9 protein-coding genes and 1 pseudogene are annotated in these 12,579 nt (G+C 51.0%); all 10 read right to left on the reverse strand.

Annotation, left to right across the window (positions count from 1 at the left end):
• Window positions 1–13 precede the first annotated feature (13 nt).
• The 10 genes and pseudogenes from cutC to mgtA all read right to left on the reverse strand — a co-directional run bounded on the left by cutC (window position 14) and on the right by mgtA (window position 12,431).
• Window positions 14–3,402, reverse strand: a pseudogene (gene cutC, locus ACRQ84_RS10285) (choline trimethylamine-lyase).
• 21 nt (window positions 3,403–3,423) lie between these two features.
• Complete coding sequence (locus tag ACRQ84_RS10290) at window positions 3,424–4,590, reverse strand: 1-propanol dehydrogenase PduQ (RefSeq protein WP_483815991.1); 1,167 nt, start codon at window positions 4,588–4,590, stop codon at window positions 3,424–3,426.
• A 7-nt stretch (window positions 4,591–4,597) separates the two neighbouring features.
• Window positions 4,598–4,861 carry a EutN/CcmL family microcompartment protein gene (locus ACRQ84_RS10295; RefSeq protein ID WP_064739608.1) on the reverse strand — a complete coding sequence of 88 codons (264 nt, stop codon included), beginning with the start codon at window positions 4,859–4,861 and terminating at the stop codon, window positions 4,598–4,600.
• A gap of 17 nt (window positions 4,862–4,878) precedes the next feature.
• Window positions 4,879–6,465 carry an acetaldehyde dehydrogenase (acetylating) gene (locus ACRQ84_RS10300; RefSeq protein ID WP_483815992.1) on the reverse strand — a complete coding sequence of 529 codons (1,587 nt, stop codon included), beginning with the start codon at window positions 6,463–6,465 and terminating at the stop codon, window positions 4,879–4,881.
• A 38-nt stretch (window positions 6,466–6,503) separates the two neighbouring features.
• The gene (locus tag ACRQ84_RS10305; protein ID WP_064739610.1) at window positions 6,504–6,782 is read right to left on the reverse strand and encodes a BMC domain-containing protein; all 279 of its coding nucleotides are present in this window, start codon (window positions 6,780–6,782) and stop codon (window positions 6,504–6,506) included.
• Between the two features lie 14 nt (window positions 6,783–6,796).
• Complete coding sequence (locus tag ACRQ84_RS10310; RefSeq protein WP_064739611.1) at window positions 6,797–7,081, reverse strand: BMC domain-containing protein; 285 nt, start codon at window positions 7,079–7,081, stop codon at window positions 6,797–6,799.
• A gap of 14 nt (window positions 7,082–7,095) precedes the next feature.
• A complete protein-coding gene (locus ACRQ84_RS10315; RefSeq protein ID WP_064739612.1) occupies window positions 7,096–7,374 on the reverse strand; it encodes a BMC domain-containing protein in 279 nt (92 codons plus the stop codon).
• A 410-nt stretch (window positions 7,375–7,784) separates the two neighbouring features.
• Entirely contained in the window at window positions 7,785–8,294 is a 510-nt protein-coding gene (locus ACRQ84_RS10320; protein WP_483815993.1) for a FidL-like protein, read from the reverse strand.
• Window positions 8,291–9,070 (reverse strand): winged helix-turn-helix domain-containing protein, encoded by a 780-nt coding sequence (locus tag ACRQ84_RS10325; RefSeq protein WP_483817914.1) that lies wholly within the window; start codon window positions 9,068–9,070, stop codon window positions 8,291–8,293. Before ACRQ84_RS10325 ends, ACRQ84_RS10320 begins: the two co-directional genes overlap by 4 nt.
• Before the next feature lie 637 nt (window positions 9,071–9,707).
• On the reverse strand, window positions 9,708–12,431 hold the full coding sequence (gene mgtA, locus ACRQ84_RS10330; protein ID WP_483815994.1) for a magnesium-translocating P-type ATPase: 2,724 nt from the start codon (window positions 12,429–12,431) through the stop codon (window positions 9,708–9,710).
• Between the last annotated feature and the right edge of the window lie 148 nt (window positions 12,432–12,579).

A 12,579-nucleotide genomic window follows, 5' to 3' on the forward strand; every position in this document is an offset into this window, starting at 1 on the left:
ATTCCTTTTAGAACTAGAATTTCTCTATTACCGTGCGGCTGATAATTTCATCCTGAACTTCTTTACACAGTTCAACGAAGTAAGCGCTATATCCCGCTACGCGAACAATCAAATCGCGATACTTCTCCGGTTCACGCTGTGCTTTTTTCAACACTTCATTATCGACATAGCTGAATTGCATCTGCCCGTTACCGAGGATAGAAGCCGTGCGTAGCAGGGTGATCAATCCCTGGCGTCCTTCCGGGGTGTCTAATAATCCTTTGAGGAATTTAAAGTTATGCACCATGCCAATATTCATGGTCTCAACATTCATGGTACTGACAGACTTGATCACCGCAGTAGGACCTTGCTTGTCCGCACCCTGCGTTGGACTAATGCCATCTGATAGCGGCATCCAGGCCAGTCGACCATTCGGCGTTGCGTTAGTGAGTTCGCCGATAGGCGTATTATTGGAAATAGATAGCGTTCCGTGACTCAATGTTGAATACAGCATCTGATATTGCCGGCACTCTTTTTCCGTCCATTCGGTAATATCCAGGGCCAGTAAGTCGACATTTTTGTCATCGTTGCCATATTTTGGCGCATTCAGGCAGTCACGGCGCAACGCATCGTAGCCGACAAAATTAGCCAACATCGCATCGCGCATCTGTTCCAACGTGTATTGACGATCTTCGTAAACCAGTTTGCGAATTGCAGCCATGGAATCAATATACGTCGCCAAACCAGAGAAAATGAGCCCCGGGCCGTGGTTGATCATCGCCCCGCCCGCGGCCACATCCCTACCGCTCTCCATACAACCTTCCACCAGCAATGACATGAGCGGCTTGGGCGCGACTTCACGATGGACGCGCTGGCTAATAACCGTGCCTACTGCAGACAAACGCACAATATGCGCTACCTGTTTTTTTACCGCAGCATCAAATTGTTCGAAGGTTTTCAGCTCGCTGAGCTCTCCGGTATCAAGTCCCTGATAACTGTCAAACAGCACCATACGACCGCGATTTAGCACAAACTCAATGGCAATCGGCCACTGTGTATAGCCGGTTGAAGTCCACTGATAAATACGTCCTGATTTTTGCGGCTCTACGCAGCCCATCAGGCAGTAATCACGCGCATCTTCAAAATCAAAACCTTTGCGCAGCATCATTTTGATATGAGAATCATCGAAGTGGCAGGCTGGGAAACCCATACCGGCTTTTACGACATCAACGATTTTTTCCATGTACTTTTGCGGCGACTGATTATGAATACGACAGGCCAATGAAGGCTGATAAACCTTCACAAAACGCACGGCGTCCATAATCAGATAGGTCAAATCATTACAGGCATCGCCGCCGGTGCGCTTCTGCCCCCCTACTGTCAGATTGATAAACGGCTGATAACCGGCAAAATACTTGGCGCCGGCTTCGCTGGACATCCACATCAGCTCAGCACATTTGATAATGAACGCCTGCAGCATTTCGACTGCGGATTCTGCCGTTAGTCGACCGGTGCGGATATCTTCCGCAAACATCGGGTAGCAATATTGGTCGACGCGCCCCAGAGATAACCCAGTTTGGTTCTCTTCAATTTCAAACAGAGACTCCACCGTCCAGATGCTTTGCAACGCTTCCTGCAAGGTCTTAGGCGGATTGGCGGGGACATTTTCATTAACCTCGGCAATCGTCAACAACTCAGTGCGTCGTAGAGGGTTTGATTCTGTCGATGCCAGTTCGCGTGCATGAGATGCAATACGTTGAGCATAACTCATTACCCCTTCGCAGGTTTCTATCGCCGCTTTGTAGTAATAGATGCGATCGATATCCTCAGGGTTTTCCATGCTCAGGGTAGCCAAATGCGCTTGCGCATCAGCTTTAATCCCGTTCATCCCCTTGGTAAACAGCAGTACGTCGTAACCTGGGCAAGTGTCGCCACCGCCGTTGATCTGGTGATAGGAAAGATCGCTGACAAAAGTTTCACCGCTGAAAGACCAAACGCCCGCTTCACGATATTGTGCCTCGCAGATTTCATCCAGCGAGCGGCCCTCCCAGAACGGGACAATCTCTTCACGGATGGTTTTCTTGTCCGCTTCGCTGATGACGAAAGGATCTTGCGGACGTGTGCCCATGGTGTCGAGCTCATCGCGCACCCAGCGCCAGGCGATATCGGGTGAAAAGGCGCCTGCTCGAGGTTTACCGCACGGATGGCCGACAATCAGCTCATCATTTTGTATCAGGATTGGCGCAGTCTCACAGGCACGACGGAAGGCTTTTGCACGCTGTAACACCACCGGCAGCCCCGGATTATTTTTGACGACCTCGGTGAAAGCCAACGCCCTATAGATGGAGACACTCGGACGCGCCTGCAAATAATGGTTACGTAAACGCTGCATGCGTGGCGATAAGCCTTCCATTACGGGCATTTCGTCAGTAGCGGCGATAGGGCTTTCTATTGAAGCCGTGCCGCGGAACAGACGTACGGGCAGATTCAGTGCGCTGAGATTCTGCTGGGCGCTTAGGAATAGTGAGGAGAGTTCATTGATAGCGATAGCGTTATCATCGATCGCGTGGCCACACAGCATTGCATCAAACATCGGATAGCCCTGAATGGCACGCTCAACGCGCACCTCACTCAGCTCAGCCAGCTTGAACCACAGGCTTTCAACAATCTCATATGCCTGCTGCACACTGATTTTTCCGCTTTCCACATCATGTTGATACCAAGGGAAGAGAGCTTTGTCAGCACCACATGGATTGACGGCATACTCGCCGTTATCCATCAGCACTGCCAATTGAAACAGATAGAAAGCCTGACAGGCTTCTTTAAAACTTCGCGCAGGCTGCGCAGGCACATGCCGTAATATCTCGGCACTTTCACGCAGCTCAGCCCGGCGATAGCTGTTCTGTTCGGTGATAACTCGCGTATCAGCTTGATCGGCGAGATTCTTTGCCAATGTGATTAATGCATCGCAGGCATATATCGCGGCACGGCAGGCATTGGCTTCATCGATACTGCTGCGGCTAATGCTACTGCTTAGCGCTTCGCACTGTTTTTCCAGCTTATTACGCATGGTCAGCACGCCCTGCTCAATAACCACCTTGTAATCCGGTGAAACAGGGAGCCCATCAAGGCTTAAGAACTGGAACACCGAAGGACGGTTGCGGGTAGCTTCATCATGAAATAGTGAACCGTGCGGCTTACACGTCGCATTGCCAATAATCAACTGATCGGCTTCGATCGTCGCGGGCATCTGACGCACCAGCTCATAGAAACGGCGTGCGGGTTTAACAGCCGCAGCACACCACTTACCTGACTATCAATGGCATGCAGCAAAGCCGCATGCTCAGAACACAGGGTGCTTTTTTGGCTAAGTAAACGTTCCGCCAGTACTTTTATGCGTGGCGTAGGGCTGTAATGTGACATGAGGATCTCCTGATGTTCTTTTTAATGTTCCTGAGCACGCAGAACGTTGGCATCAATGCTCCATGCTTGACGTAACAGAGCGATAAGCGCGGCCAGATCCGGCTTGCGTGGGTTTGTCGGGGTACAACTGTCGCGCAATGCCTGATGGGCCAGCGCCGACAATTGCTGCTCAAATTGCTCCGCGTCTACTGCTAACGCCTCGATGCCGAGCGGCAATGTCATCTCCTCTTGCATGGCGCGAATAGCCAGTAGCAAGCTGCGTACGCCCTGCCGTGCGTTATCTGCCGGTAATCCAAGCAGGCGTGCAAGATGCGCATATTTCTGTGCCGCAACGTTGTCGCAACTGCCTGCATAATCCGCGTTCCACGCCACGATATGCCCCATTAATAGGGCGTTAGCACGTCCGTGTGGGATGCCAAATACTCCGCCAAGCGCATGTGCCAGGCTATGGGTGATGCCGAGTGATGCATTGGTAAAAGCCATACCTGCCATGCAAGAGGCGTTATGCATTTTCTCGCGGGCGAATGTATCTTCACCGTTGCGCCAGCAGGACGGTAAATAGCTGAACACCTGCTGAACCGCTTTCTCTGCCAGCGCATCGGAGAAATCACTGGCGTGAATCGAGACGTAAGCTTCAAGCGCATGGCATAACACATCCATGCCGGTATCGGCGGTGATAGCGGGCGGCACTGAGGCAACAAATGCGGGGTCAAGAATGGCGATATCGGGCAGCATTTCGCTATCAACCAACACCAGTTTTTCCCCTTGCGCTTTGACTACAGAAAACGCAGTAACTTCCGATCCCGTGCCACTGGTCGTTGGAATGGCGACAAAACACGGGCGCTCACGCTTCGGTGCCGAGACATCATTGGCCAGCGTGAACAGCACTGCTTTCGCCGCATCAATCACCGACCCACCACCCAAGGCGACGATGAGTTGTGGATAGTGGTTTTCCATCAGCGCAACACCGCGCGCCACGGTGGCGACATCGGGATCCGCCTTTACGTCATCCCACACCTGAAAGCGGGTGCCTTGTTGCTGCCATAGCTGAGTGACTTTTTGCGCATAACCGAGCTGTACCATGGCTTGATCGGTCACCAACAACGCATTCAGAGCCGGTAACCCGCTCAGTTGCGCCAGCGCATCCTTGCCGAACTGAATCCGCGGCTTTAGCTGAAATTCCCTCATGGTTGATTCACTCCCTTGCCTCACGAAACACTTTCTCGACAATGGCGACCACCGACATCGCTTTGTACTGCTCTTTGCTCAGGGCAACGTAATTTTCAGCCAATACCACATCACCCATCCCTGCGCCCACAATGTCGACGGCAACCCAGCTTCGGTCCGATATCACCTGTTGATCATCGCCCAATGCGCTAATCAGCAATAAGTTGCTACCGCGCAGCGCATCGCACTTTTGCGTAGCAACAACATGGCCCGTAACCTTTGCGAGAATCATCGTTTTATCGCCTTAATTCAGAAAGTTGCCGTCGATTGTTTTGCCAATACCTGGCGGATGATGCGTTCAACCTGTTGCGCGCTGACCTCTCCCGAAGGCGCAGGCGGTGGTATCGCTGAAACAAAGCGTTGGTCATCCCCACTCTGCGTAAAACGTGCATCATCAAAAATGCTCGCTGGTGAAGCTTTCACGGTTGCCGTTTCAGGTATCGCCACAGAGATGTGGGATTCAGGCGGACGCAAAGCGTTGATCGAACGTACGCCGTAACCCACTTTGCGGATGTTGATCAGATTAAGCGGACTGACATTATCAGAGCTGGAACCACCACCAACTGCGCCACAACCGAGTGTCAGAGCGGGCATGATATTGGTGGTTGCGCCGATGCCACCCAGGGCCGCAGGCGTGTTGATAAGAATGCGGTGCACCGGCTTTTCGAGGCTGAATTGCCGCACGATCTGCGGGTCGCGGGTATGAATGACTAAGGTATGGCCAACGCCTTCGTTAGTGAGTAGCTCAACCACGCGCTGGCAGGCATGTTGTCCATCTTCTTCGACATACATTCCCAGCACCGGACACAATTTCTCGCGCGCATAAGGATTGGTACGTGATACTTCGTTTTGTTCAGCAATTAATACGCGCGTAGTCGCCGGCACACTGAATCCCGCCATGTTGCTCAGCACCAGTGCGGTTTTGCCTACCACTTGAGGATTGATGGTGCCGTTAGCGCGCAGGAGTAATGCCGCCATTTTTGCCGCTTGATCGGCATTCATGAACCAGGCGCCCTGCGTTTCTAATTCGCGTCGCGTTTCGCCATAGATACACCGCTCAACGATGATTGACTGTTCAGAGGCGCAGATAACCCCGTTGTCGAAGGTTTTACTGGTAATGATGTCCGCAACGGCCTGCTGGATATTGGCACTGCGTTCAATAAATGCGGGCCCATTGCCCGGGCCACCGCTGATGGTTGGCGTCCCCGAAGCATAAGCAGCTCGCACCATGCCCTCCCCGCCAGTGGCGAGAATCAGTGAAATCTCCTTGCTGTGCATCAGCTCAGAAGTGGCTTCCTGGGTGAGTTGGCTTAGTCCACTGACGATTCCCGCAGGCGCGCCGGCTTCGGTTGCTGCCTGTGTGACAATTTCAATCGCACGTAAACTGCATTGCCGTGCGCCGGGATGCGGTGAAAACACAATGGCATTGCCGGCTTTGAGCGCGATCAGCGTTTTATAAAAAATAGTGGAGGTCGGATTAGTTGAAGGCACCAGCGCGCAAATTACGCCCAACGGTACGCCAATATCCATCACCTGCTTCGCGGTATCTTCATGGATGATACCCACGGTTTTCATCGATTTGATGGCCTCGAAAACCTGCAATGAAGCAAACTGATTTTTCAGCGTTTTATCTTGCCAGTTGCCGAAGCCGGTCTCTTCGCAGGCCATGCGCCCCAGGGCTTCTGCATGCTGAGCTGCATGGCGGGCAATGTGTTCTACGACATTATCAATCTGCTGCTGAGTAAACGTGGCGAATTGCGCCTGAGCAATTTTCGCCTTGCGCACTAACTCCCGCACCTGCTGGCGGGAGCTTAAGTCGCGGTCCAGTTCCATCATGAGTCAATCCTTCATCAGCGCACAAAGAGTGGAATGCGTCAGGCTTTGTGCTGCGCCGCGATTTTTTCGATGTCGTTATGTGGGCGCGCAATAACACGAGCAGTGACTACTTCACCAATGCGTTTCGCCGCTTCGACACCGGAATCTACTGCGGCATTAACCGCGCCCACATCGCCTTTCACCATCGCCGTCACCAGGCCAGATCCAACGTTTTCATAGCCAATCAATTCAACATTGGCGGCTTTGCACATCGCATCAGCGGCCTCAATACAGGCCACTAAACCTTTGGTTTCAATCAACCCGAGAGCTTCTTTCATAATGGTTATTCCCTTTATTCAGCCACTTTGTACTGCATAACGATTTTGTTGATGTCGTTGTGTGGACGCGCGATCACTAATGAGGTGACGACTTCACCGATGCGCTGTGCAGACTCCACGCCAGAATCCACCGCCGCCTTTACCGCGCCGACATCCCCTTTCACCATGGCAGTCACCAGACCTGAACCGACGTTTTCATAACCGATCAGTTCTACATTGGCGGCTTTGCACATGGCATCCGCCGCTTCGATACAGGCCACCAAGCCTTTGGTTTCAATCAGACCTAATGCATCTCCCATTTGCGTTCTCCCGCTTAAGCTTTATGTTTGATAACAATTTTATTGATGTCGTTATGGGGCCGGGCAATCACCAGCGAGGTCACCACCGCACCCAACCGCTCAGCAGATTCGACACCGGATTCCACAGCGGCTTTCACTGCACCGACGTCGCCTTTCACCATGGCGGTAACCAACCCCGAACCGACATTTTCATAACCAATCAGCTGCACATTGGCGGATTTACACATTGCATCTGCTGCTTCAATGCAAGCGACTAATCCTTTGGTTTCAATCAGCCCTAATGCATCACCCATAACACCTTCCTCTTGGTCATTGAGCGCCCCACTGGCCGCAGTCACACCGTCGTTAGCGGTTCGGAACCCAATATAGGCAACACAGCGATTAACGGAATTTAAATCCACCCTAGGTTGATATTTAGATTAACGTGCTGATATTTTATTTTCTAAACCGTATTTTTATTTATTAATGCTGTTTTAGCGGGGACTTTAGGTAGGTTTGCTACGTGTAAAAAACGCGGATTGCACGGCTTATCTGCGTTGTTATTTGAATGCTGATTAAGTGATAAACAATGGTTCGCCGCTGCGGGCAAAAGTGTGGACAAAATCATTGTTTCGCCGGGATCGACGAAGAGTGACTATGAGTGAGTAGAAACGTTTTATTTGCGAGGAGTTGAGCCGCAGCAAAAGGAGGTGTTTGCGCTAAATTAGCTACCCGATTTCAGCGCGCAGATAAACAGAGGAGAATTGATTGTTCCGATAAGCACCGCTTTTTCGTTGAGCTTTTGTACATTGAGAAAAAGACCGTCATGGCTGTCGGACATCTCGCGCATAAAGTAGTCAAAAATCACATCGGGAGATTCATCTATTGATGAGGCACTAGCTTGCCACTGAACGATGCGATAATGCCTTTCAGCGGGTGAAATGCGTTGGCTTGAATAACGAAAAGAAACATAGCGTTGTAAATATAGCGATCCTGAATTGGAGTGGGTGTAGCCCTCAACAATCAGTGATCCTTTACCCTGCTCACGAAAATTAAAATGTACATTTGCATTGACGTTTTGATACTGCATGCCTTCAAAATGCATAACCGCTTTGGTCGAACAATTTAACTCGTTTGCTCGTTGAGCAGATAAATAATCCCAACCTGAAATGAGCAAGGCCGCAACGGCCACGCATGTAGAGGCGATAAAGAGTGGGCGAGGTGCAAATTTCACGTGGGTTTCCATGCGTAATAGAAATAGTTATCGCAATAACTAAAAACATTGCTCTTCTGTTTAGCGCAGTGGGCTAAAAACACGCGGCCAAGTCCCTCCTTTTGCAGCTTATCATCATAGAAAAAAATAAACTTCCGACCGGGCTGACACTCAATATTAAGCGTTTGCCGCACCGCATTAAAATTTTTGACATAGGGAGTTTGATTAAATGTTGCCAACATCTCCTCGACGACAGATAAATCGCATTGCTTAGATGATAAAGGTGTCAACGTTATTGCGGGTGGGCTGAGTTTCCCATAATAGGTGAACATCATGAGTATACAAGCCAGGCTCAACAGTGTTGCACTGGCGATATTCCAACCGGCTGGAGAGGATAATTCGCCGAATTGCTGGAAAGGTGACTCTTTTTTCCTCAGCATCATATCGGGTAAAGCAACGGGTGAAGAGGGCAGTATTTCGATGATGACAGACGGGTTCAATTGAAGATTGCCGCGTGAAATGCTCACAATCACGTTATCAATGCCGTAAAGGCGGAATGTTTTACGCAGCATACTCAGATATTGATTTAGATTGCTGTTTGACGAGGTGTGTCCTTGATCGTCCCACACGCGCTTAAGCACTTCTTCTCGATTAACCACCCCGGTATTTTGTAGAAAAAAATGCAATAACGAACTGGCAGTAATAGAAAGATGGCTATCAGATGAGGAGCCGTCACACGGCGTTAACGAGCCGTCTATGGTGTCAAAAATCAGGCAGGAATTAATAGTATAACGCATCATTCTGTACCATCTGTCCAGGCTGAATTTCCCTATCCCGATGCGTGTTGTTGGCTTCACCTTATTACGCGCACCTCATCTGAAACAGCACGCATCATAGCGAGGAGCCAGACGTTATTTGTTTGATGTTTATCAATAACTATCGAAAGCCAGATATCGGCGTCTGATTAGTGCGGCAAGGCTCACAAAAGTATTTAGCTATTCAACTAAAAGTTTTAATTATTTTATTCATATGAATAAATCCTCAACGTTAACCTCTTAAATAATCGTTAAATCCTTGTGACCTAAGCGCTAATAGGTCGCCATAAATGACGACCCTGCGTTTATTTTGTTGCGTTTTCGTAAGTTGTGTATTTATGCATACATATATAGAGAGGCGATTTTTTGCATCTTTTAGAGTAATCCACTTAGACTTCCACGCATTACTCAATCAACACGTTTCTCTTATGTCTGTTACCTTTAAACGCCAGCCGCTGCCTATTACCAGACGGACGAAGCGTAAAGAAAAGGGCAGAAGAACCTGCCCTTAAAACGATTACCGAAATACCAGCGATAACACCACGATGATCACCATCATCAGCAGCAGATGGAACACCACCTTATTGAGATTGCGGTTGCGCATTTCACCTCCCTGTACTTAAAACCACTGACCAAAGCGCTTGATGTAGAGCATTTTCATGCCTTGCGCGACCACGCAATAACCCAGCAGTGTTGCCACCAGCCAAGGGAAGTAGGTCCACGGCAGCGGCACTAAACCGACCATCGCGCCCAGCGGTGAGAACGGCAGCAAAATACCGGCGATCATCACACAAGCGGTGGTGAGCAGTACCGGCAGCGCCGCACGGCTCTGGATAAACGGGATCTTTTGCGTGCGCAGCATGTGAACCACCAGCGTCTGGGACAACAAGCCCTCAATAAACCAGCCGGACTGGAACAGCGACTGCATTTCTGGCGTATTCGCCGCAAACACATACCACATCACTGCAAAGGTAGTGATATCGAAAATCGACGACGTCGGTCCAATCCACAGCATGAAGCGTTTGATATTACGTGCATCCCATTTACGCGGTTTGCGCAGAAACTCGCGGTCCATTTTGTCCCATGGCAACGCCAGCTGAGACAGATCGTACATCAGGTTCTGAATCAGTAGATGAATCGCCAGCATCGGCAGGAACGGAATAAAGGCGCTCGCCACCAACACCGAGAAGACATTACCGAAGTTAGAACTGGCGGTCATGTTCAGGTACTTAATGATGTTGCCGAAGGTTTCGCGTCCCTTCATCACGCCCTCTTCCAGCACCATCAAGTCTTTTTCCAGCAGGATAATATCGGAAGACTCTTTCGCGATATCCGCCGCGCTATCGACAGAAATCCCCACATCAGCATCACGCAGCGCCGGTGCATCATTAATGCCGTCTCCCAGGAAGCCAACGGTGTGACCGAGTTGCTGCAACGTACTCACAAGACGCGATTTTTGCAGCGGGGTGAGTTTAGCGAACACCGAACTTTGTGCAGCAGCTACCGCCAACTGCTCGTCGCTCATCAAAGCAATCTGGTCACCGGTAAGGATCGCGCTGCTATCAATGCCCACCTGCTGGCAAATGCGCGCAGTGACAACCGGATTATCGCCGGTCAGCACTTTGACGCTGACGCCATTATCATGCAGCGCACTAATGGCTTTGGCAGCGCTCTCTTTCGGTGGATCGAGGAAGGTGAGCAGTCCTTCTACCATTAATCCTTGCTCATCCGCCACGCTCAACGGCTGCTGTAAGCCCGGCTCATCCAGCACGCGGCTGGCCACCAGCAATACACGGAAACCTTGCTCATTATATTGATGCGCCAGCGCCAACAACTCTGCACGGCGCGTCTCGTTCAGCGGCTGCACCAACTTGCCTTCGCGCTCGGCGGTCGCGATGCTCAGCATCTCTTCCACCGCGCCTTTGCAGATCAGCATCTGTTGATTCAGACGACGATCGCGTACTACCACCGAAACGCGACGACGGATGAAATCAAACGGCAGTTCATCCACTTTGATGTAGCTGTCGCCCACCGCCTCGCTAACGCGGTTTTTGCCGTACTGCAAAATGGCGCGATCCATCAGGTTCAGCGTGCCGCTTTGATAATGACTGTTGAGCCAACTGAGCATCAGCACGCGTGAGTTTTCCACGCCAGCACAATCCAGATGATGTTCAAGAATGATATTGTCCTGGGTCAATGTGCCGGTTTTGTCGGTGCACAGGATGTCCATCGCGCCAAGGTTTTGAATCGCATTCAGGCGTTTGACGATCACTTTACGCCGCGACATGGCGATGGCGCCTTTCGCCAGATTCGAGCTGACAATCATCGGTAACATTTCAGGCGTTAAGCCTACCGCCACCGCCAGCGCAAACAGCGAAGCATCCAGCCAGTCGCCTTTGGTTAAGCCATTTATCAACAGCACTACCGGCACCATCACCAACATGAAGCGGATCAGCAGCCAGCTCACGCTGTTTACACCGCGGTCAAAGGCGGTTTGTGAGCGATTACCCACTATCGATTTTGCCAGGCTACCGAAGTAGGTTTCGCTACCGGTCGCCACCACCACCGCTTTCGCGCTGCCGCTGGAAACGTTGGTGCCCATCAGGCAGACGCTGCCCAGTTCCAGCAGCGATGAGCCCTGCTCGCTGGCACCGCTGCTTTTGCTGGTGACGTGGCCGGTAACGTCATATTTCTCAACCGGTAGCGATTCGCCGGTTAAAATCGCCTGGCTGATAAACAGATCGCGCGAATCGAGCAGGCGCACATCAGCAGGCACCAAATCCCCTGCTGAAAGGTAGATGATGTCGCCAGGCACCAGCGTGGCGATATCCACTTCCTGTTTCAGCGGTGCGTGCTGTGCTGATTCACGACGTAGCACGGTGGCGGTGGTGCGCACCATCGATTTCAGTGCCTGCGCCGCTTTATTAGTACGGAACTCCTGCCAGAAGCGCAGCAAACCGCTGAGCGTTACCATCGTCACAATGATGATGACACCGGTCAGATCGGTCTCCTCGCCGCGGCGCAGCGGCAGCCAGAAATCGGTGAAAAAGCTCACTAATGCCAGCGCCATCAACACATAAATAAACGGATTGTTGAATGCTTGCAGCAACTGCACTAAAGCCGGTGGCGCTTTGTCGTGTTCAACCTGATTGCGACCATACACACCTAAGCGCGCCTCGGCTTCACGCTCACTCAGGCCAAGCGCGTCGCTGCGCAAACGCACCAGCGTTTCGTCGGCAGTGAAACCGGCCTCATCTTCAATCAGGTAACGTGGTGTTTTTTGACGTGTCTGGCGCGTGGTATTCCAGGCTTTTTTGTTCTGGTTGAGTTTCATGTCAGTCATGATGACATTCCTCTTATTTACGGCAATAAAAATCCCTGTGTGCATGGCACACAAATTAAATTAACGGCAATGCTTAATTAAATTAAAAATAACCTGTCGGGAATTTCCATATCACCTCCCGGAAATCAAAGACGAAAAGAGTCGCTCG

The sequence above is a fragment of the Pantoea sp. E2023-21 genome (genome assembly GCF_051302795.1).
Classification (GTDB): domain Bacteria; phylum Pseudomonadota; class Gammaproteobacteria; order Enterobacterales; family Enterobacteriaceae; genus Pantoea; species Pantoea ludwigii_A.